Genomic DNA, 22,648 nt, shown 5'->3' on the forward strand with positions numbered 1-22,648 from the left:
CGACCCTTCACACCGCTTCGGGTGGCATGTTCAATATCAACACACTGCCATCATCTCATGAAAAGGCCGGTCAATCGTACGTCCAAGTGATGATCGGCAAGACATTCATCAACGCGACGGTTTGCCAGTTCCCTCCTGGAAGCTGGTCTGCTCAATGGCAGGGACTGCTGTCTCGACATGTTCAGTCGTTAAAGAGGGAGTGGACTGGTCAGGTTTTTCACCAGCGGCTTCTTTGGCCTTTTCGGCAGCATAGAAGACATCAAAGTTTCGAGCGAAAGCATGCTCGAGTGGTGCGTAGTCGTGGCGCCCGAAAAGAGGCATCTTCGACAGAGCTTCTTCACCTGTTTTTCCACGGAACATTACGTCGTACATCGTTAACACGCGGCCTGTTCGATTGAATCCATGCTGACAATGAACAATCAGTGGATAGTTCGCGGGATCCTTTAACACTGCGATATGTGGAGCGATCAGAGGGCTCGAAGGATCATCAATATCCGGAAGTGAAAGTTCAATCAGCTTGGCACCGGCGGCTTCCACAGCCATTCGCTCCTGCCGTGCGCGATCCGGGCCCATTTCTCCCGGGCGGCAAAGATTGAGCACCGTCTTCACCTGGTGCTTCTGGACGAGTTCGGCCATCACGTCGGCTTCCACCCAGGCGCAGCGAATCACTTTTCCGGGATCGTGAATCGCGACATGCTTGTAGCGATGATTCTGACGATAAGCCCAGCCACCAGCACCCATGGCCACGATCGTTGCCAGAATCAGAATCCAGCGAAACCGCAGCCGCGAAGCTGCTGGAGTCGTTTCTGTCGAATTCGTCGTGTTCTCGTGCGTCATGGAATCAATCATCCTTGTCTGCCGCCGATCGGCGCTATCGAAGTCTCAATTCTTGAGCAGCAATGACTTTTGTGATATGCCGCCCGAGAGCCCATGAGAAAAATTCAGTAATGGAGTCGAAATGACACCCGCATTCAGGCAGCCCGGCGTGAGCGAGGATCCAGTAGTGGAGCCGGTGAAATGGCGAGTGAAACTGTCTCAAAATTTGTCGTTTTGCGGACAGCATACGTCTGTACGTTCTGCACCTGAAAATAGATGCGTGAGCAGAGTTCGCTCAGTAAACCCAGAAAGACAAACTGAATCGCCGCCAACCCGGAGACAGCACTCAACAGCAGCAGGGGGTTGCCAGTCATATCATAGTTATAGGTCAGCTTAAGGCCGATACTGGCGAATGCTGCCAGACCGCTGGTGAACATGGCCATTAATCCCATCATCCCAAAGAGTTTCATGGGGCTGACGGCGTACTGAATCAGATATTTGACGGTTGCCAGATCCAGCAGCACGCGAGTGACGCGGCCCAGGCCGTACTTCGAGACACCAAAACGCCGGGCATGATGCCTCGTAACGACTTCGATGCATCTTGCCCCGCGCTGTCTGGCGAGAATGGGGATGAAGCGATGCATTTCGCCGTAAAGCTGTAGTTCCTTGGCGATTTCGCTGCGAATGGCCTTGAGTGTGCAACCCAGGTCGTGCACCGGGAAACCAGTCACTTTCCCAATCAGCCAGTTGGCACAAACTGACGGAAGTTTCCGGTGGAGAACTGCATCCTGCCGGTTCTTACGCCAGCCATGCACGAGATCGTAACCTTCCTCGATTTTCGCCAGCATCATTGGAATGTCTTCGGGCTCGTTCTGCAGGTCGCCATCGATGGTGACAATGACGTCACCAGTGGCTGCCTGAATCCCCGCCTGCATCGCAGCCGTCTGGCCAAAATTTTTGCGAAACTCGATCAGCTTCACCCGGGAATCTGCCGCGGCAATTTGATCCATGACTTCGGTAGAACCATCGGTGGAACCATCGTTGATGAGAATTAACTCACAACTGTGTACCAGGGGCTCCATCACCCGCATGATGGCGGCATGCAAAAGGGGAAGGTTTTCGAGTTCGTTATAGATCGGAACGACAATCGAAACGTGCATATTAAATCGCCTGTTGCCGACATCCATAGGGCATTTGCATCGCTCGGAATGACATCCATGTCATCGATGCAGGCATTGCCAGTGAATTAGTGAGTGAATGGGTTGCTGAATCGTAAGTCTTGAGTGAGCAAGTTTCCTGGTGAGATTTCCAGACGGAGTTTTGCAGAAGTCGAAGAAAACGTCCAGACCGGCTCCCGCAGTGAGCTGGGTATTTCTGGTTGTTTAGGGGGCTTTCTGTGTCATAAAATCGGGGCGAACATGCGAGCCCAGTTTTCCTGGAGCTTCTGCCAGCGGGAACGTTTGAACCACAGGCTTTTCTCAATTGGCTCTGCCTGGCGGACATCGATTTCAAACTGCGAGTTGAGCTGCTCAGCGATCCCCTTGTCGTACATCGCGACAGCGACTTCAAAATTCAGAAACACGCTGCGCGAATCGAAATTGGGGCTTCCCACCAGAGAGTACTCGCCGTCCAGAGTCAACGTTTTCGAGTGTAGATAACCGCGGTTGTATTCCCAGATCTCAGCACCGGCTCGCAGCAGCGGGCTGTAACTCGACCGGCCCGCCATACGGGTGTACCAGTAACCTTTGGCACCCGAGAGCAGTAATCGCACTTTCACACCGCGCACAGCCGCACACTCCAATGCCACGACCAGGGCGTTTGTGGGAACAAAGTATCCTGTGGTAATTGTGATGTGATGCCGGGCTTCATTGATGGCTGCAAAGAACAGCGACTGAAATACGCTGTCTTCCATATGGGGACCACCGGAAACCACCTGCGCCTCGACATGACCATGTGTTTCGGGTCGCGGAAAATCGTCTTGCCACGAGATCTCGCGACCAGTGGCACAATGCCAGTCTTCCGCAAAGATCATCTGCAATTGCAGCACTGAAGGGCCCATGAGTCGAAGGTGTGTATCACTCCAGTGGCCAAAATGGGGGACGCGACTTAGATACTCATCACCCACATTCATACCACCTGTGAAACCGATTTCCCCATCGACAATGATGATCTTGCGATGATTACGCAGGTTCAGCGACCACGATTCGAGCCAGCCTCGTCCCGGAACAAACGCCGAAATTTCAATTCCCGCTTCCCGCATCGGAGCAATAAAGCGGCGGGACAATCTCAATGAACCGATCGAGTCATAAAGAAATCGAACTTTGACTCCAGCTCTGGCCTTTTCGATGAGCAAGTCTCTGAGCCGGGTGCCGATTTTATCCGGTTGCCAGATGTAGTATTCGAGATGAATTGTGGAGCGTGCATTACGGATCGCAGTTTCAATTTCGTCGAAAGCAATCCCGGCATCATGCAAAAGATCCACTCGATTATGCATGGTCGGGCGGGATTCGGCCAGGCGGGTGGCGACCTTTGCCATGTTGGATTGAAGTGGAGTTAATCGATCACTGTCCAGCAGATGTCGTTCGGAGAGCTCGGGAAGCCGATGGCTGAGTCGCCGCCAGGCTCGCAAACGATGTTTAACAGTCGATTCGACCCGATTGATGCCAAAGATCAGGTACAAAATCGCACCGATGTACGGCAGCGTAATGATCGTAATGATCCATGCTACAGTGGCTGTTTCCTGACGGCGCTTTGTCAGGAGCACCACAGAAACAAGAGAAAACTGGAGTACAAAACTGATGACCGCCAAAGTGCCGGGCAACCAGTTGAACACGTCAAAGTTCCTCTCAAGAGTGATCGTCGCCAGTCGCCTGTGCTGGCTTCACGTGGACAGATTTTATTCTGCCCTGAGCGAAAGGACTTCGCCATGAGAGAAAGTGATCGTTGCCGCTTTCTTCGGCGACGAAGCTCCCGATCTGAATTGATCGACATCGTGATGGATCAATCAAAGACGACAGTGCCGGGCCTTGAGCTTTCCCGATCTCGGATCAATTCCTGGGCGACACAATCGATCGTCTCCGCACCGATCAGTTCTCGCCCCTCGGCTGACCCCGCCAGCAGTGCCAGATCGGCCAGGCGGCAGATCTCCAGTGGAATCCCACGCGAGCGTGTGTAAAGCCGATCCACGGCCGCTTTGGTAAAGATCGGCAGTGAGTAATTACTGCGGGCCAGTCGCCACCGGAGGAATTCATCACATCGAGCCGATGACCAGATCGGCAGATCAATTTTGAGGCCGCTCGATTCTTCGAGCCACGACAGAAAGGCATGTTCTTCAGAGCGGCCAATCGCAAAGATCCAGGTCACATTCGATTCGCAGCCCATCGAAAGTGCCAGCAATCGACGCAAGACGTGCGCTGACGCAGGGTCGAGTGTCTGGCAATGATCGATCATAAATGCCAGACGCTGGCCGGTGGATTTCTGGCCTTCGAGGAAATCTGTCAGCCGCGACCAGAGCCAGAGCGGGCTGTCTTCGACATCCGGGCCGAGTCCGAATGCTTCGACAATGCGCCAGAGCAATTCGTGTCGATCCAGGCTGGTGGCATCCAGCAGAATCGCCTCGACTCCCACCTGCGAAAGCTCTCGAGCGAGCACATGCAGCAGAAACGTCTTTCCCGTACCGCTGATTCCGCTCAGTACACCGACAGGTGCCCGCTGTTCCGCCAGATACCAGAGGCGGGAGAGCGCTTCTTCGTGTTCCACACTGGCAAAAAAGTCATCGGGAGCCAGCGTGAGCCTGAAAGGTGAGGGGCGCGTCAGTGAATCTTCCGGCATCATGACGAGCATCCGAAGACAAGCGATTGAAGAAGATAATCAGACCTGCCCAATGAATTGATGAGCACTGCTCGATCAACGTGGCGTTACCAGATCGCAAGCACTGACTCGAAAGTACTGGCTCGAAGGCACTCAAATTCACAAATGACTCGCTCGGTGAGTCGAAGTCGACTCACCATCGTCTCGAACAGTTTCGTGGAGAGGTACTCTCTAGATTCTGCAGGAGTCGCGTCGTCAATTAGTAAGAAGATTCGAGCTGTTCGCGTTCGAGATTGTATCGCTCCATAGCCTGAATCTGGTTGTATAACCTCGTTTCAGGGCCAGCGGGGAAATACTGGACATCGTCTTCGAGATAATAGGCTGAAGGCAATGTCTGTCCGCCGACAGTGGTCTGGAAGCAGCCCGACATCGAGGCTGAAGCCGACAGCACCATCAGGGCGACTGACATCCGCCATCCGGTCGATTGCATTCCGTTCATGATCTCTTCCTGGCCACAGGCGAAAATGGGGCCGCCCCGGGCGACCAATTCGACAATTCTGACAATCGATCTGGAAAGCATGGAATGTTCCATCTCTCCTGGCCTTCCAATCATCGGCGCCTGTTGGCCAGAAACTTCGCCACAATCCGCATAACCCGTCAAATTCTTACGGTCGGTCGATTGATGAAAGGCAGTTTTCGTCAGTTCGCACCTCGGAAAATCAAAGGCTGGCATATTCCGCCGATGATTCCCCAATCGCCTGCCTGAAGACTCAGACTCGACTTGAAACAGCCATTTTGCCACGCAGACCAAAGGGCTCAGTCACCCTTTTCATACCCAGCGATCTGTCAGGCTGAGAGATCTTGATTTTCCAGCACTTGCTTCATGTCGTAAACTATTTTGAATAAATATGTTACGAATGTTAGAGTTGTCTTCTGAAGTCTCTTGACCATAGCGAAGAATCCTGCGACTCGGAGTGTCAATTTTTCCTCGATTCTGGTACGATCTAAGTGACCTTAAGCCCTTGGCGCGAGAAGGATTGAGCCAGGGCACAAGAGAGCAACACACAGCCGGGAGTGACCGTTGTCCGACGCCGCCGCGACGCCTGCCCCTTCGACGAGTGAGTACAGTGAAAAGAACATTCGAGCCTTGGAAGGGATTGAAGGGATTCGTCTTCGCCCCGACATGTACATTGGCGATCGAGGCTCCCGTGGATTGCATCACCTCGTGTTCGAAGTGGTCGATAACTCAATCGACGAGGCTGTGGCCGGCTATGCCACCTGGGTCTCCGTGAAGATCAACGTCGATGGCAGTGTGTCGATCATCGACGATGGCCGCGGGATTCCTGTCGGAGCGATGGCCGATCAGGGTGGGAAGTCGGCACTCGAGATTGTCCTCACCAAGATTCATGCCGGTGGGAAGTTTGACCGTCAGGGTGGCTACAAGACCGGAACTGGCGGCCTGCACGGCGTCGGCATCACAGCGGTCAATGCCCTCAGTGAGTGGCTTTCAGCCGAGATCCGTCGTGAAGGCCATGTCTGGACCATGGATTTTGCACGCGGCACCCGCACGACCGAATTGACCAAACTCGGCCTGGCCGATGTCACCGGCACCAAGATTACCTTCAAGCCCGATTCCACCATCTTTACCGAGAGCAAGTTCGTTTTTGATGTCCTTGCCAAGCGGTTGCAGGAACTGGCATTCCTCAATGCAGGGATACATATTCGCCTTGCGGACGAGCGAACAGAACAGTCCGAAGAGTTTCATTACCCCGATGGATTGCGAGAGTTCGTCAAACATCTGAACCGCACCGAAACGACTTTGTACGCTGATATTCTTTCGATTGAAGGAGAAATCGAGGGCGTCAAGGTCATGGTCTGCCTGCAGCACAACGATGGCTTCAGCGAAACCGTGCGGGCATTCGCCAACAACATTTACAACATGGAAGGTGGAACTCACCTTTCGGGCTTCCGCTCGGCACTCACACGCGCCATCAACAACTATGGCAAGCGCGAAAACCTGTTCAAAGATATCGACACCACTGGTGATGACTTCCGCGAAGGTTTGGTGTGCGTGATTGCCGTCCGCGTGCCGCACCCTCAATTCGAAGGTCAAACCAAGACCAAGCTTTCGAATGGGGAAGTGGAAGGGATTGTCAACTCGATTGTCTTTGAAGGTCTCACCAAGTTCTTCGAAGAGAATCCAGGGATTGCGAAGAAGATTTGCCAGAAGGGTGCGATGGCGGCTGAAGCCCGCGAAGCTGCCCGCAAGTCCCGCGAGATGGTACGCCGCAAAGGGGCTTTGACTTCTGGTGGACTGCCCGAAAAGCTGCGTGATTGCCGCAGCCGAGAACTTGACATCACCGAACTGTACCTCGTCGAAGGTGATTCAGCTGGTGGTTCTGCAGATACTGGCCGCGACTCCAATACACAGGCCATTCTGCCACTGCGCGGTAAGATCCTGAACGTCGAGAAGGCCCAGCTCGTCAAGATTCTCGACAATGCCGAAATTGCCAACCTGTTCAAAGCCGTCGGCATTCCACCGATGGCTGAATTGGAAGATGTCACTAAACGGCGGTACGGCAAGATCATTCTGATGACCGACGCCGACGTCGATGGCAGCCATATCCGGACGCTGCTGCTCACGTTTCTGTTCCGTCACATGCGGGCTCTTGTGGAGCATGGCTGCATCTACATTGCCCAGCCGCCTCTTTATCGAGTCATTCAGAAAAACAAGACTCGTTATGTGCAGACGCATGACATGATGATGACGGAGCTTATCGAACTCGGGATGAACGGCACCCGGCTCGTTGACCCGAATGATGGATTCACGTTTGAGGGCGAATCACTCCGGCACGTCGTGAATCTGATGCGGCGACTGGCTGAACCTGTCGAGCTTCTCGAACGACGGGGAATTTCTCTGAAATCTCTCGAACCGCTGCTCAATGCGAGCTTTAAGCTCCCGCAGTATCGGGTCACGATTACACGAACCGACCACTGGTTCCACACACGCGAAGATGTTGAGGCATTCCTGCAATCAGAAGCGGCTCGTCGCGGCAGCGAACTGAATATGGCGAACAGTGATGCACAGCCTGTTGCCGCTGATACAGCCAAGCCCGTCGAAGGTGCTGCTCAACTGACAGACCTTCACGAGATCCGCACGCTGAACGACGTGCTCTCCGATCTCAGGGGGATTGGAATTCAATTCCGGCATCTTATTCCGGCTGGGATGCGTGATGGGGAACTGGTTTTCCCCTTCCGGATCGAACAAGAGAAGTCTGTTCTTAAGCTCCAAAGTCTCCGTGAGCTTCTCGAAAAGCTCAGAGCACTCGGTGAAGATGGTCTGACAGTCACCCGCTTTAAGGGACTGGGCGAAATGGATCCCGAAGAACTTTGGGAAACCAGTATGCAACCCACCGCTCGGACGCTTCTGCAGGTTCGTATGGACGATGCCGCAGCAGCTGACGAAATGTTCCGCGTCCTGATGGGCGACCAGGTGGAACCTCGCCGGGAATTCATCGAAAAGCATGCGCTGGATGTGAAAGATCTCGACATTTAACCCTTGTCACACGAACTTCAGTCACATGGGTTCCAGACATACAGATTCCAGGTTTGAACAGCGCTTTGCGTGCCATGCTTGCGGCTCTGGGCAAGCATGTCTTCGCTTCAACACATCGCTGTTAGTTCGTAGGAAACGTCTGAGAGCGAAAATGGCTTTGATTTAAACAACTCGTCGTTTCAAATTGTGTTCTATTTCAGTCCCTTGTGTTGATCATCCAATCGACGGCAGGAAGAAAAGCGAGATCATGGAGACTCCTCGAACGACTTTCGAAGGTCCTCGCCCCATTCCCTTTCAAGCCCCTCAAGGCGATCTGGCGATCCTTTCAGGTACTGCCAATCCATTGCTGGCGCAGCATGTGGCCACGGCTCTGGGAGTCAGTCTGACTCCTTGCCGGGCTCATATTTTCAGTGAGGGAAATGTCTTTGTCCGCATTAAGGAAAATGTCCGGGGGAAAGATGCCTACATCATTCAAGGGTGTCATTTTCCGGTCAACGACAACTTCATGGAGTTGCTCTTCTGGATTGACGCACTGAGGCGGGCCAGCGCTCAGAACATCACGGCTGTGATTCCTTTTTTCAGTTATGCACAAGGCGATAAAAAGGACGAACCTCGCGTTTCCATCAGGGCTCGCGTTTGTGCTGACGCCATTGAAGCGGCTGGTGCCGATCGTGTTCTGACCATGGATTTACACAGCCCGCAGATTCAGGGGTTCTTTCGTGTTCCTGTTGATCATCTTTATGGTCGGCAGGTACTGGCTGAACATGTCCGCAGGCTGCAGATTCCAGATCTCGTGGTGTGCAGCCCGGATGTGGGCTTCGCGAAGGGAGCAGCAGCTTACGCTAATCTGCTGGGGACTCCAGTGGTCATCGGTAACAAACAGCGGACAGACCACTCCGAAACGGTGGAAGTGCTGGAAGTGATTGGTGATGTCAAGGATCGTAATGTGCTGCTCGTTGACGATCTGACAATCACGGGCCGCTCTTTGATCGCAATGGCTGAGACGTTAAAGAAGCGGGGTGCCCGAGATGTTTATGCCGCTGTGACTCACGCAGTCCTTTCGAAAGGGGCCAGTGAGCGGATTGCACAAAGTCAGATCAAGTTGATGTTCGTGACGGATACCATCGAGAACTCGTTCGATCCGCTTCCGCCGAATGTTCAGGTGGTGACAGTCGCCCCACTGTTCGCAGAAGCCATTCGCTCCATCCACGAGCGCACCAGCATCAGTATGCTCTTTCCGGATGGACGTCCCATTTGCCCCTGAAAACATCCCCGCGTGTTAAGAGCGCTTTATGTGCCATGCTTGCAGCTCGGAGCAAGCATGCTTGACTGGCCCTCAACACACCATTGAATTCTGGGCGCAGTTCGCCGGCGATCTTCATGAGCCCCAAAAAGCTGGAATAAGCTCCACGATGTCACATTGACCGGCAATCAGGACGTTGCGGGTAGCTCCTGCCTGACGAAACCATGCGTCACAATCCATGTGAGAATCGTCAAAATGGTGAGAAAGAGCCTCCAACTGGATTCGAACCAGCGACCTACGCTTTACGAAAGCGTCGCTCTGCCAGCTGAGCTACGGAGGCGTTCTGTACAGAAAATGTACCAGAAAGTATTTTCACGACAAGCCAGCGACTTTCGACTCAGCTTGAATTCTCAGGAACAACACAGCAGACCTCAGCCAAATCCGCATGAATGAACAGAGCCCCGGAATCAGATATCAGCCACTGCGGACTGGAATTCTGAGTGCGAAGTGATGATTCTCACGGGGATATTCATGGTCCTCAGATATTGTCGGGAAAACATCGCATTCATTTCCGCGGGATGACTAAAATTTGAGTGTCAGAGCTTCCGACCCGCATCCTACTCATGAAATATCTCGTGACGAATTCACTTTCACCAGCGGTCAACTACTCAGCCATAGCAGCTCGATATGCTCTTGCCGAACAGGATGTCGCGCAACTGGCGTTGAACCTCAAGAGTGTGGAACAGGAGATCATCCGGTCTTGCGAGAAGTCTGGTCGTCTCCCGAACGAAGTGACGCTGATTGCTGTCACGAAATACGTTCACGCGCCGGTGATTGCCGCCCTGTATGATTTGGGTGTGCGCGATGTCGGCGAAAGTCGCCCGCAGAACCTGGCTCTCCGCCGCTGTGAAGTCGAGGCTTTGTTCCCATCCACTACCAGCGGTTCGACTCGTGACGAGGGGACATTAGCCGATTTGAAATGGCATCTGATTGGTCATTTGCAGCGAAATAAAGCCGAGCTCGCAGTCAGTAAAGCGGATGCGATCCATTCGTGCGATAGCGAACGACTGCTGACGAGGCTGGATCAACTTTTATCGGCCACGCCGCGTCCATTGCCCCTCTTCCTCGAGATCAACATCAGTGGAGAAGTCTCGAAGCATGGATTCACACCCGATGAAGCGCGAGCCTGGTGGCGAGCGCAGGCTGTCGAGCGTCCAGCAGGTTGTATGGCCCAGAGCCACCTGCCTGTCGGCCTGATGACAATGGCCCCGATCGATGCTTCGCCGGCAGAACTCGTGCAGATTTTCAGCGGCCTCAAGGACCTGAAAATCGAGTTGGAAGCGATGTCCTCGGAGCATCGCTTGCCATGGCTTTCGATGGGCATGAGTGGCGATTTTCCCATCGCGATCGAATGCGGTGCCACACATGTGCGTGTGGGCTCCCGGCTTTATCAAGGTCTGTCAAATCGCTGCTTCCTCAACGACACGCCACCAGCCTGATCAATCCTCACGGAGTTCATGGGGAGCAATAAAACAAGGTTTTTAAGCTCGAACCGGCAAAAGACTTCGATTCGTTCACGGAAGATCATGGTAGATCAATTGGGATTTTCCAGCGACGATAGCCAGACCCGCAGGGATCTGACCCTGGCGCAATTCCTCGATCAACAGTTGATCGTCGATCTTCTCCCAGAGGGGAGTTTTTCGAGCGATCGTTAATTTTTGCCGCAGCCCGGGATCCGTTTTGATTTTCGAGATCACCACTGGCCTGTTGGTCGGTTGAAGATGGCGGGCCGGTTGAAGATCACGAGCCGGTGAGATTCGACGATCTGGTGCTCTGGCTAGCGCAGGCTGCTGTCCGACAACTGGACTCAGGCGTTTATTGTCGATCGGAAGAACTGGTTCCTTCGTTGGTGAATGAGGTGCCGGGGCGTGTTGCACGAATCGGGCTGTTTCGGTGATCACCACTTGCCAGGCTGCGAACAACCCCGCACCGCAGAACATCAGCATGATTCCCCACCGGGTGGCCACACGCCGATCTCTGCGTCGCTGGCCAGTCTGCTTCGCCAGCATCAGGATGGCCTCTTTTCGTCGCTCACCTTCGCGACTCAAGTGCGCTTCATCGATCATAACTTCCTCCCCCGTTGATGGCAGGACGAATGGTTTCGCATGGATAGCCTGGTATTGAAGTCGTAATCTCTTCGAATGCACCCTGAGACATTGCGGCTTTCTTCAATCGATTAATGGCTCGACGCAGCCTGCCATCGACCGTCGCGATCGACAATCCTAGAAACTCAGCCATGCGGTCGAGTGTCCACGATTGTTGATAGCGCAGATCAATCATCTGAGCGAGTTCCGGATCGAATTGTGAGAGCTGTTGTCGTAACCAGACCAGGCGGTCATGCGCTTCCTCGTCACCAGCCAGTGCGGCAGGCACTATGCCAACTGTCAGCTGTCGGCCTTGAACCGCCGTTTGTTCTCGCTTCTGGCGGCGGGCTTCCGCTTTGAGCAGATCGTAAGCTGTCGATTTCACCACCAGATCCAGCCATGCAGTGAGATGCTGTTGATTCTCTATCGGCTTAATACAGCGGAGAATTCGCAGCATGGCTTCCTGCACCACATCGAGACCGAACGACTCGTCGCGTCCGGTGATGCGCCGAGCCGTTCGGTAAATTTGTGGAAAGTATTCCCGATAGAACTCTTCAATAGCCTTCACAGATCCAGCAGACATCGCTCGGGTGAGTTCGCTGATGGGCTGATGCACATGGTTTCTCGGTTGCAGGTATTAGATCGATCGGGGAATCGTCTCAGAGAGCAATCCTTTGAAACTACTTGGCCGCTGCCGATTTTTCGAGAGCATCGAGTCTTTTCTGCATGGCGGCGAGTTCGCTTGAGGTCGCTTCAGAGGTTTGCTTTAACTTTTCCATGACAGAAACAATTCGCGGCAACGCCTCCGACAGTTGATGGATCTGTGCTGCCATCTTTTCCAGTTCAGCCTGAGATGACTCGGCTGCATTTGCCATTTCCAATTCTTCTGCCGTCGGTGTGAGAGCGATAATCGCCTCCTCGATAGCGGCGACCTGCTCCAGAGTTCCTCGAATCAGCACGGTTTCGGTTCCTTCATGCACCTTCATGGAGACCGAATTGGATTCTCCAATCGCTTCGAGAGTAGCCTGGAGGAGTGAGAGAGTTTCATCCAACGCTGCTCGACGATCATCAGACCTGCTTAAAATGGTTCGCAAAGAGAAGATCTTCAAAACATTTTCCGGGGCATCTTCGGTGTAGTCGACTCGAAACATCGTAATGCGATCAGAATTCCCTTCGCCGTCATCAATCGTTTCATAGGCAAGACCCGGAACGGAGATTTCCAGCAGCCTCAGGATATTTCTCAGTTTCACATTCTTGAGTGCAATGTTCGGCAGAACGGGATCGGTGGCAGGGACATTGGATTTGGTAATCACAATGGCCTGAAACCCCGGATAGACCTCTTTCAGGTGCTCAATCGCTTCTGATAATCGCACACCCTCCAGTTGAACTTCTGCAATCACCCGATCCTCGACTGCGACTTGGCTTTCCGCCGGAGCGTCGGTTTCCTGGGCCATCAGTAGCGAAGGGAAAGCTGCCAGCCATGTCAGGCAAATGGCAAAGAGGGCGGTTACAGAGCGTTTCAAAAGCATGTTGAGTTCCTTGAAAGAGTGATTCGGTGACCGCAATCCTATCACGAACCCTGTTCATCAGGACGTCATCGATTCGCCAGGCTCAGGATGTCGTATCATCGAGAAGTGGATGCAGACTTTTGAGGCACAGCCTGTGACAAGGTAAACCCTGTGAGACTTTGCCTGACAGCCAGCCAACGCCAACGATGACAATTGAAAAACGACGCCCAGGTTCTGATTTCTCGCGAAAAATCGGGAAATCGAGATTTCTTTGGGAAATGGATTGCGGCTCTGGCTCCTAAAAAACGAAGGCGGGGTTGGTCTAATCAGATCAACCCCGCCTCGAATTCTCACCGCAAGTGCCGGGCACTCACGCTGGCATCAGGTTATGGGAGTCTTCCCCAGCCGAATGGCATGTTATCGATACCAAATGGGCCACCACCCGTAGCTCCAACTCCCCCTGCTGATCCTGTGCCGATATAAGCGGGGGCATCAAAGATGAATAGGGTTCCACCAAATCCAACGTTGGCCGCATTGGCATTCGCGTTGACACGGAAGGTGCTTTCTCCAAGACCTGGGAACAGGAAGTTATCAGAGCCACCATTGGCAGGAATATTAATCGTCGGTGGTAACGTAAACCGGGCTGCCAGACGTTGGGCATTACGGGCACGGGTGTCACTGCCGAATGGACCATTAACACTGCCAGGAGCACCTGGAGCAGTAGACCCACCCGGATCGGTTGTACGCGATTTGAACACTGCTTCAGAGTTGGTGTAACTTGCCCCGGTTCGAGTGGCGATGATGCCTTGTCCGGTGTTCCCGGTGAAAGTCAAATCAAGGCGGGCCAGGGGGTCAGATTGGTAGTTCGTCGGCGTGAACAAGTTATTTGCAGGATTAAAAACGGCTGTGTTGTCGTAGTTCCAAGTGCCCCCAGTCGCACCAGGGTTTGATGTGGAAACAAACGATTCAAAGGTCACGTCTGCACCGAAGTGGCCCCCGAAGATGTTATCTGTAACGCTGGCAATCACACCACCTCGCCCGCCAGCGGCAAACCCACCCTCATCATCAAAACCATCCCCACCATCACTCGTCCCAACTCGCAATACCAGGCCCGTGGTATCAAAGACTGCCGCCGGGTTACTGATCCGTCCGTTAGCCGTGACTTCATTCGTATCTACGTTCAGTTGCAGATTTGGAGAAGCAAAGATGGAACCGTTTGCCAGCAACGCGGTATTGGCGTTCGCGTCGGCGTCCTGTGTCGTCGAGGCCGTGTTGACAACATAGATACCTTCCAACTGGTTCCGGCGAACCTGGTTCTGGTTGCCAATCGTTCCATCACCAATCGTGAAGACTGTGTTAGCGTCCCCGCGATTGAGCAGGTTGATCCCGCGTCTTGTGTTCTGAGCAATATCATTGTTCGTCAGAACGACGTTGTTGGGCCCAAGCGGCAAATTTCCAGAGCCGGTGGCGACATACTGCAGACCGTCACCCGTGTTGAGAGCAATCAGGTTGTTGTCGATCGTGGCAGTCAGTATAGCTCCACTGGAATTCAACTGGATACCGTCGTTACCAGAATTGGTAACGTCGTTGTCGGCAATCTGAAGGTTGTTGATGCCACCAGATGTAACCAGGATCCCGTTGGAACCGTTGGCATCGATAGTATTGTTGACAATCGTGTCAACCGTCTGAGCATTGGTGTTCGGATTGAAGCTCGAACCGGAAATGTTAATTCCGTTCGCTGTGTTCTCGCTGATGGTGTTGTCGGTGATTGACAGTGAATGAGCCACTGAAACGTCAATACCGTCATTACCATTTCCAACAATCGTATTGTTGGTGATCACACTGCTGATGAAGGGGGTATCGGTAAGAGCGGAATTGACTGAGAACTGGATCCCGTCGCCGCCGTTGTTCTGGATTGAGTTGGTATCAATATCAACCTGCAGGTCAGCATCCGCCACCAGCTGGGCAGTAATACCGCGGGCCCGGTTGTTATCGATGGTGTTGTTGGTGATCGTGTAGACATCAGCATCGAGATTGCGGGCACGGGCGGTGATATCAATACCGTCGCTGTTGCCCGTGATGATGTTGTTGTCGATCAGCACATTGCGGATGAACGAGTCGGCTTCACGGTCAAAGTGGAGACCATCACCAGCCCCTTCATTGGCGTTGAAGGTCGACCCGGTAATCGAGACGTCGGTGACATCAGCAAACGATCTCGTATTGAGCGAGAAGCCATGGCTTCCGTTTGCTGAAGAATCGATATTCTGCACCACAATCGAAGGCACGGTCACATTCGGTGCCAGCGTGTTGTCAGTGAGGGTGATTTCGATACCCTCAGCGTTGTTTCCGTTGAACAGTGTTCCGGTGGTGTCGGTCGCATCCCCGATGGTAATGCCACCATAAGTGGCCGATCCGACACCCCGCAACGAGAGACCCTGGCCAGCGTAACCTGCGACCGTACCAAGCTGTGTGTTCGAGATGGTCGTGCCCGAGATATCAACCGTAGCCCCGGCGGTGTTGCTGAGAGCCACTGCGACACCCGCCCCGCGGTTGTTGTCGACAATATTGACGAGGCTGGGGTTGGCTCCCGCTTCCATCGTCAGGTTGACGGCATTGGCATTTGTGCCATTAGCAACAATGTTAATCCCGATACCTGTGTTGTTGTTGACACGGTTGTTGGCAAAGGTTGTTGTGAGCTGCGAACCATTCTGGACGAGGAAGTTCACGCCTTCGGCACCGTTGGCAGAAATCGAAGCATTATCGGTGAAGGTCATCGTCGCCTGAGCGGTATCCGCCAGGACGAGATTCACACCTTGATCGCCGTTGTTATCAATCGTGTTATTCGTGAAAGTCTGGTTCAGGATCGTTGTTGAATTGGCGGCGAGATTGATACCCGCACCACCTGTGTTGTTGGTGATGGTGTTCGCATCGTAGACGATATCGATTGAGCTGCCGCTGGTGGGGTTGATCATGCGGATACCGTCGCCGCCGATGTGGCCGTCGATGGTGTTGTTGCTGATCGTACCGCCGATGGTGCTGTTGACGACGTTGAACTCGATGCCGTTTAGGCCGTTATTGGCAATGCTGGCCAGAGCCGCATGGGGTGCCATCGCCTGAGTGACAGTGAAGTTGGTTGTGCGGACAACCTCAGCCGTGGATGAGGGGCTGGATGGAGTGGATCCGCTGGTGATAGCCTGCAAATAGGGATCGGAGGCGTTGATGTTGACCACATAGCCCTGGTCGGCCAGTGAAGCTGTTGTCGTGCGGCTGATCGGGTTGTCCACACCGGGGTTCAAGAAGCCGGTCATCAACTCGTTATCGTAAATCGATTCACGCCAGTGAGAATCGCGAGTTCCAGGGCCGCCGGTGTTTTCCACTGGCACGCCAGTTTCGACGTTCGCGAAGCGGGCGTTGTATTCCGCCGTCGCTTGAGCACCCGTGAAGCGTGGATCGGCTGTGCCGCCACCCTGCAACAGACCCTGGAGGTTCCAGACCGTGCCAATCCCGAGAACGTGTCCCATCTCATGGAGGATGACATCGAACAGCTGTCCGCTAGCCTCGAGGTTGGCGAGATCGGCACTGTCGAATCGCATGCCGCCGGAGTACGGGAGATTGCTGCCAGCCCGGATTCCATTAGGTCCGGCTTGGCCGAGAATCCCGCCGACGCCGTCGATATTGGCACCTTCGGCGGAGATTCTGAGATCGTCGATGATATCGCCGCCACCCAGGTCGACGTCGGCCAGATCACCTGTGATGAGTTGCGACCACCGAGCGGCCGCCTGGGAGAAGATGGCCTGCTGGGAAGGAGTGAGGCCACCGAGAAGGACGACCTCGATATTAAACTGGCTGATCGGTGTCGGATTGTTCCCACCGAGGCCGTTGGAATCGATGAGGAAGTTGGCGAAGCTCGAGTTGTCGAGATCGATGTTAATCCCGTCGAGAGTATTCCCGGAGATCGAGCTGTTATTGATGATCTGGAAGTTGTCGGCTGTGGAGTTAACCAGAGTCAGGTTGATACCGTTGGCCAGGTTGCTGTCGATTGTGTTGTCGTCAATCACCGAGCCGCTGAAATCACCACCGGTCGTCGCTGTGAGATTCACACCGTTGCCGCCGTTGCCGGTGATCGTATTCTCGGCAATGGTCAGCACGAGTGGCCCGGCTGTCGTGGTGGGATCAACGACACTAATGCCGTCGCCAGCGACTGAGCCCGTGATGGTGTTGCCGCGAAGTTCCACACCGTTCGTGAAGTCAGATCCGTTCACTACGAGCTGAATGCCATTCAGTGCGTTGGCGTCGATGAGCAGGTTATTGTTGATCGTTGTGGTGGCGACAGTCGAACCGTTACTCAGATCAACGACAACACCGGAACCACCATTCCCACTGATATCGACGTTATCACTGATATTGAGCGTGTCGAGGTTCGAGGCATCGAGAGTGACGAGCACACCATCGAGATCGTTGTTGCTGAAGTTGTTCGTGTTGATATCGAGGTTGAGTTCTGTCCCGGGAGTCGTCGAGTTGAGCAGGCTCACGAGGAGGCCAGCGCCATTTGTCGTCGTGTTCGACTGCGAGTTTGTGACAACAATACCAGCTGTCCCGGAGCCGTTGGTGACGGTATCACCGACAATCGCGATCCCTGCTGCATTGCCGGAGGAAGTCCCCGAGGTGTCGGCCAGCATGGAATCGATCACGATTCCATCGGCGGTTGGCAAAGTGGCGAGCGTGTTGAGCGCCAGGTCAACCGGCACTGGCAAGCGAGGTTCGGTCACATCGTTGTCGGTACGAGTGAGTACTGAGTAAGTGTCGGTTCCCACGCCAGGTGGCAAAGCACCGAGAGCCACATTGGTGAGGGCAATGTCGATGGCATTGTCACCGTTGGTGGAGAGAACAGTTGGCCCGGTGAGGTTGACAGCAGCGGCACCGAGGATGGTATCCAGATTGATGTTTATGCCGTCGAGTGTGTTATTACTGATCGAATCGTAACCTGCGACGGTGACTCCCGCATTGAGGAGGTTCGTCATCGAAATGTTGACGCCGTTACCAGCGTTGCCATCGATGGTCTGGCCAGCGGCTCCATTGAGCAACACCAGGCCTGTGCCTGTACCCGTGCCGGTCATATTGACATTCACGCCATCGCCTGGCCCGTTGTTAAACGAACCCGAGAGGCTGACGACTGCAGTATCGACGTTGGTGAACGTGGCGTTGTATTGACCCAGCGTATTTCCGCTGATGTCGTTGTCGCCTTCCATCAGGAGGACGGCTGTGGTGCCTGCCCCTGTTCCCGCCATCTGCACACCAAAACCCTGGTTGTTGGTGGCAGTTGATGTATCGATGCGGGCCGTCATGAAGGCGCCGTTCGATGCAGCGAAGTCGTAGCCATCTCCGGTGTTGTTGTTCGATTCCGAATCGGCGAAGAGTGTGCGGGCGATGGTGTTCGCACCGTCAGCAGTGACATTCACGCCATCAAAGACACCCGAAGTTCCGTTGCCGTTAAACTGGCTGCCGGCACTGCGGAAGTTCAACTCACCACCTGACGTAGCCGAAGCCACGAGTCCTTCTTCGCCATTGCCGTTGAACTGCGAGTCGATGGCACCAAAGGTGGCGACGGAGTTCGCATCGCTCACAGAGACATTGAGGCCGCTGAGCGTCGAACCCGTGAGGAACGAATCCTGGATGACACCGGTAAAGGTTGAACCACCTGTCGAGGAAACCAGCATGCCTTCAGCACCAGAGCCGTTGACAGTGACATCTTCGAGTACTGTGTTCAGAGTCGAGGCGCCTGAGGCGGTGAAATTCAATCCGTTGCCGGTAGCAAGGTTGAAAGTGCCGTTCAGAAGTTCGAAGTTTTGTGTCGCACCGAGCAGCGAGGAGACGACCACTGCGTCCGCACCGGCATTGTTGCCAGTAAACCCATCGAGCGAGACGTTTGCGATCGATCCCGCACCGGTGGCCACACCGTTAATGGCGTTGACGAGGTTGTTGTCGAAGGATCCGCGAAGACCGTTGACGGTCAACGAACTGCCGGAAGCGACGTTGTAAACAAGGCCGCGTTCCTGGGTGGCACCACCATCGCCGATGACATCCGTCAAGCCGAGGCCGAGCGAAGAAGCATTGGCAAGATCAAGATTGATCGCGTCTTGCAGACCTGTTCCGCCCGCGGCTTGCCCGTTGTTGGAAACATCAACATTTGTGAGTAGTACGGTTCCTGTGGCGGCATCAAGAACGGCATTCAGGCCGTTGGCACCGGCACCACCGAACTGTGAGTTGGAGAGGTTGGCCGTGACGTTTGCACCGGCTGTTGCATCGATGTTGATTCCGTGACGCCCCGCACTGGTGCCATTGATGTTAGCACCCGCCACCGAGATGTTGGCTCCGGCACCTGTACCGATCAGGCTGAGTGCATCGCGGCCATTGTTCGCCAGATTGGCCCCGTTAAGTGAGAAGGGCGTTAAAGCTGTTCCCAGGATGCCACTGGTTGATTCCAGCCTGATACCATCCAGAGCGTTGCCCGAAGCAGTAAGCGGCGTCGTAGAAGTGAATGTACCGGTCGCATTGTCGATCGACATGACAATACCGGAACCTGCCGTACTGCCGGTGAAGGCATTAGCACCGCCGGTCGAGGTGAGTGCGACATCAATATCAGCACCGGATGCACCGGAGATGTTCAGGTTATCCAGTTCGTTGCCAGTGCTGGCCAGGCCATCCAGCAGCAGGTCAAGATCGGTATCTGCGGCAACGCGGGTACCAAAGCCCTGGTTGTTAGATGTCGTAACTGTCCGAATCGTTCCTGTACCATCCACATTCGACAGATAGATTCCACCGGCAGTGGCGGAACCAGCTGTGTTGTTGTTCGTGATATTCAAGTTCTGCAGCAGGAAGTTGGTCGAACCGCCAGGAGTATTGGTGATCCCGCTGCCGAGTGCGTCCTGAATGTTAAACGCCGAGACTTCGTTGTTACTAGCTAGAGTGACGACGTTGCCAGCAGTACTGGTGAGTGTGGGATTGCGACTGGGGTCGTTGAAATCAAACTCGGGCAGAGTGAAGGTCTGCTGTGGGATCGAGAAGGGGCCGTAGTTGGCATAGCCCTCGATCTGATGAACCTTGCCTTCGCCCAGCAATCGCTGGAAATCGGTGAGGGTGATGGAATTGTTGTAAGGAGTAACGTTGCTGTTCCCTTGCCGAACGAGAATCAGGTCGGCAGGAGGCGAATTCGGGGGAAGCTGGGTCAATGGATCTTCATAAGTTCCGGTACCTGCTCCACCGTTGGGATTGGCGCTGTCAACCCATGTAATGAAGTAGGCTTGATCATCCCGGGGATTGATCACCGGAACAGCAACTGTCGTGTTATAAGTGGTTGTTGAGACACGCCAGTTACGCTGCACAGAAGTCAGCATGCGTTCCTGAGTATTCAGGCGTGGGAACCAGACAGTGGGCACAAAGCCGGCAAAGCGCCATTCGACATAGGCATTCACACGGGTCTTGAATGTACTGTCGTGAGTCGCAATCACACCAGCCGTCAGGTCTGTTGACAACTGAGCATCCAGTCGGCCGCGCACACCAGAGACATTGTTTTGTGTCGCATCATAGAAATAACCACCGCCATAAGCGCGCAGCCATGACATATTCTGCGTGACAGGGATTCCCAGTTCGAAATCTGCCCCGCGAAGAGCTTCTTCACTCAGGTAGCTACCGGTGAAATTGAGCTGGTTCCCTGTATAAAACAGTGTATTAGATAGACCGTTGGGCCCAATCACTTTGTCACTGCTACCTGTTGGAAGGTAGGCGTTGGCCCGCAGATCAAGGTTCTGACCCAGCGATTCGAAACCAAAACCAATCTGACTGTAGCGATTCGAGTAAGTCGTTTCATCGTTATCGTAGTAGACGTTGGCACCCCAGATGCGATCTCGACCGGCATCGTAAACACGGCCGATCAAACCCACGTTCACGCCGATCTTACTGGTGTCTGTAATCAGTAATCTCGCCTGTGGAGCAATCAGGAACTGCCCGTCATTAAGCAGTGGTGTCAGAGCACCAATCTGCGTAAATCCATGCTGGTAACCGACCCCGCTGTTCGACTGGTTGCGAACATCGAAGTAAGTGCCATTGAGCATGCCACCACCACTGAAATCCTGCATGGTGGCCACGCCGAGTTCGTCTTCTACAGATTGCGCGACAGCAGGAGCGGCCATTGCCAAGAGAAGAGCGGACGCCAGGCTGGGTTTTGTAAGTGGCATTGAACGATCTCTCCCGTTTACTTGATACGCATAGCCTGCGATCTGGCAGGCCGTGGCCCTCATGCTGCGAAATTGGCTGCGGAGCGGCTCTTTTTGCCGACTCGAAACCATGGACAACTCAATTCGTGCCCACACGTTCCGTACAGCCACTCTGTCGAGTTATCGTGAATATTCGGTCTGTAACGATTCTGATCTTGAATACGGTTGAACCGTACCTGAGGGTTTTTCAGGCTGTGAGGGAAGGAGAAGACAAGAATCCGGCGATGTTTCGCATTCGATCTCTGGATCGATCCGCAGATTCTGCCAGCGAAGTCCATTAAACCCGTGATTGGCAGATAATGTGCTAAACGCAGGAAGCCTGATCGCTATGGCCAGCAACTTAATGGACGTATTCAGAGTGATGGCATGCTCGAGCAACTCGGACGATCAACGAGTGGTGCGGCTACAGGGAAGAACCCACAAGGACATGGCCAGCATTTTCTATGGCGACGGTTTAGGGCCAACCTATTGGCCTCTTCAACGAACTCTGCGAGAACGCAGTATGCTGGCGGCGTCAGGCAGTGACGCTTCAGCGTCATAAACAAAAAGAGTGTCCGTGCCTGAGATGAAATCAGACACGGACACTCAGCTAGGCTTCTGATTGCAAGGTCTCAGGCACATGACGCTCGCATCATGCCTGCGCTATGCCAATGTGATCCTCTGACCTTAGGCCGCTGGTTTGGTTTCGGCAGTTTTGGCCTTCTTGGTTTTGGGTGTGGACTGAATTGATTTCAGTGTCTCTTTCTGGGCCGCGGTCAAGACACCCTGCAGTTCTGCATCACGTTTGGCTTTGAGAGCCGCCAGTTGCTTTTCCAGGCTCTCAATCTCGGCTGCATACTTTTTCTGGATGGTATAGACTTGCTCTTTCTGCTCGCCGGAAAGCTCGAGTTTCCCAAAGTTATTGGGCAGACGCGGCGAATCTTCCTTATCGTCCGCGGGTTTGGCACCAGCTTCGGTCTTGGGCGCCATGGCCTTTTTCGCGCCGTCGGCCTGAGCCAGCAGGTAAGCACCGGAGGCGGCTTGAATCCCCAGGGCTCTGGTTTCTGCCTGATCAGCCTGCTGTTCAGAGCTTAGTGCCTGGATTTCGGAGGCAAAGGATGAAGTCGATTGTCCCTGGTGATTCCAGAAGGCTCCACTCAGGACAGCCCCACTCAAGAGCACTCCGCCTGTCAGTCGCATAAGGCCGGTAACTCGACGCATACTCAATTTCCCCATGATCAATGAGCGTCTCGCAGAACCTGTTGCCAGTCGAGCGTAGCGGCAAAATGTGCTCATGCTGCGATAATCACTGAACACAC

The 22,648-nt window shown here is 54.0% G+C and carries 13 protein-coding genes and 1 tRNA gene; 3 read left to right on the forward strand and 11 right to left on the reverse strand.

Annotated features, from left to right (window positions below):
- Positions 1 to 108: 108 nt before the first annotated feature.
- The 5 genes from PLIM_RS02335 to PLIM_RS02355 form a co-directional block, all read right to left on the reverse strand.
- Entirely contained in the window at positions 109 to 837 is a 729-nt protein-coding gene (locus PLIM_RS02335; RefSeq protein ID WP_013108725.1) for a phosphatase domain-containing putative toxin, read from the reverse strand.
- A 134-nt stretch (positions 838 to 971) separates the two neighbouring features.
- Positions 972 to 1,976, reverse strand: a complete 1,005-nt coding sequence (locus tag PLIM_RS02340; RefSeq protein WP_013108726.1) for a glycosyltransferase family 2 protein — start codon at positions 1,974 to 1,976, stop codon at positions 972 to 974.
- A gap of 239 nt (positions 1,977 to 2,215) precedes the next feature.
- Entirely contained in the window at positions 2,216 to 3,649 is a 1,434-nt protein-coding gene (gene cls, locus PLIM_RS02345) for a cardiolipin synthase (RefSeq protein WP_013108727.1), read from the reverse strand.
- A gap of 167 nt (positions 3,650 to 3,816) precedes the next feature.
- On the reverse strand, positions 3,817 to 4,650 hold the full coding sequence (locus PLIM_RS02350) for an ExeA family protein (RefSeq protein ID WP_013108728.1): 834 nt from the start codon (positions 4,648 to 4,650) through the stop codon (positions 3,817 to 3,819).
- Positions 4,651 to 4,885: 235 nt separating this feature from the next.
- Entirely contained in the window at positions 4,886 to 5,206 is a 321-nt protein-coding gene (locus PLIM_RS02355) for a hypothetical protein (RefSeq protein WP_230849376.1), read from the reverse strand.
- Between the two features lie 501 nt (positions 5,207 to 5,707).
- On the opposite strand from PLIM_RS02355, the gene PLIM_RS02360 reads away from it, so the two are divergent.
- Together PLIM_RS02360 and PLIM_RS02365 are read left to right on the forward strand one after the other, a co-directional pair.
- Positions 5,708 to 8,182, forward strand: a complete 2,475-nt coding sequence (locus PLIM_RS02360) for a DNA gyrase subunit B (protein ID WP_013108731.1) — start codon at positions 5,708 to 5,710, stop codon at positions 8,180 to 8,182.
- Between the two features lie 247 nt (positions 8,183 to 8,429).
- Positions 8,430 to 9,446: a ribose-phosphate diphosphokinase gene (locus PLIM_RS02365; protein WP_013108732.1), complete on the forward strand. Its 1,017-nt coding sequence runs from the start codon at positions 8,430 to 8,432 to the stop codon at positions 9,444 to 9,446.
- A 246-nt stretch (positions 9,447 to 9,692) separates the two neighbouring features.
- On the opposite strand, the gene PLIM_RS02370 is transcribed toward PLIM_RS02365, so the two are convergent.
- Positions 9,693 to 9,765: transfer RNA gene (locus PLIM_RS02370), tRNA-Thr, on the reverse strand.
- A gap of 295 nt (positions 9,766 to 10,060) precedes the next feature.
- Between PLIM_RS02370 and PLIM_RS02375 the strand changes: the two genes are divergently transcribed.
- Complete coding sequence (locus PLIM_RS02375; RefSeq protein WP_196349513.1) at positions 10,061 to 10,924, forward strand: YggS family pyridoxal phosphate-dependent enzyme; 864 nt, start codon at positions 10,061 to 10,063, stop codon at positions 10,922 to 10,924.
- Positions 10,925 to 10,999: 75 nt separating this feature from the next.
- Here PLIM_RS02375 and PLIM_RS02380 read toward each other — a convergent pair whose 3' ends face one another.
- The 5 genes from PLIM_RS02380 to PLIM_RS02400 form a co-directional block, all read right to left on the reverse strand.
- Positions 11,000 to 11,551: a hypothetical protein gene (locus PLIM_RS02380; RefSeq protein ID WP_013108734.1), complete on the reverse strand. Its 552-nt coding sequence runs from the start codon at positions 11,549 to 11,551 to the stop codon at positions 11,000 to 11,002.
- Complete coding sequence (locus PLIM_RS02385; RefSeq protein WP_013108735.1) at positions 11,541 to 12,185, reverse strand: RNA polymerase sigma factor; 645 nt, start codon at positions 12,183 to 12,185, stop codon at positions 11,541 to 11,543. Before PLIM_RS02385 ends, PLIM_RS02380 begins: the two co-directional genes overlap by 11 nt.
- A gap of 64 nt (positions 12,186 to 12,249) precedes the next feature.
- Positions 12,250 to 13,098, reverse strand: coding sequence for a hypothetical protein (locus tag PLIM_RS02390; protein ID WP_013108736.1), 849 nt, complete (start codon positions 13,096 to 13,098; stop codon positions 12,250 to 12,252).
- Positions 13,099 to 13,463: 365 nt separating this feature from the next.
- Positions 13,464 to 21,311 (reverse strand): inverse autotransporter beta-barrel domain-containing protein, encoded by a 7,848-nt coding sequence (locus PLIM_RS02395; RefSeq protein ID WP_013108737.1) that lies wholly within the window; start codon positions 21,309 to 21,311, stop codon positions 13,464 to 13,466.
- Positions 21,312 to 22,016: 705 nt separating this feature from the next.
- Positions 22,017 to 22,550 carry a hypothetical protein gene (locus tag PLIM_RS02400; RefSeq protein WP_013108738.1) on the reverse strand — a complete coding sequence of 178 codons (534 nt, stop codon included), beginning with the start codon at positions 22,548 to 22,550 and terminating at the stop codon, positions 22,017 to 22,019.
- Positions 22,551 to 22,648 lie beyond the last annotated feature (98 nt).

The sequence above is a fragment of the Planctopirus limnophila DSM 3776 genome, assembly GCF_000092105.1.
GTDB lineage: Bacteria > Planctomycetota > Planctomycetia > Planctomycetales > Planctomycetaceae > Planctopirus > Planctopirus limnophila.

Coding starts and splice junctions, on each gene's coding strand:
- PLIM_RS02335 (WP_013108725.1), bottom strand. CDS start 837: ATGACGCACGAGAACACGACGAATTCGACAGAAACGACTCCAGCAGCT.
- PLIM_RS02340 (WP_013108726.1), bottom strand. CDS start 1,976: ATGCACGTTTCGATTGTCGTTCCGATCTATAACGAACTCGAAAACCTT.
- PLIM_RS02350 (WP_013108728.1), bottom strand. CDS start 4,650: ATGATGCCGGAAGATTCACTGACGCGCCCCTCACCTTTCAGGCTCACG.
- PLIM_RS02355 (WP_230849376.1), bottom strand. CDS start 5,206: ATGCTTTCCAGATCGATTGTCAGAATTGTCGAATTGGTCGCCCGGGGC.
- PLIM_RS02365 (WP_013108732.1), top strand. CDS start 8,430: ATGGAGACTCCTCGAACGACTTTCGAAGGTCCTCGCCCCATTCCCTTT.
- PLIM_RS02380 (WP_013108734.1), bottom strand. CDS start 11,551: ATGATCGATGAAGCGCACTTGAGTCGCGAAGGTGAGCGACGAAAAGAG.
- PLIM_RS02390 (WP_013108736.1), bottom strand. CDS start 13,098: ATGCTTTTGAAACGCTCTGTAACCGCCCTCTTTGCCATTTGCCTGACA.
- PLIM_RS02395 (WP_013108737.1), bottom strand. CDS start 21,311: ATGCCACTTACAAAACCCAGCCTGGCGTCCGCTCTTCTCTTGGCAATG.
- PLIM_RS02400 (WP_013108738.1), bottom strand. CDS start 22,550: ATGCGTCGAGTTACCGGCCTTATGCGACTGACAGGCGGAGTGCTCTTG.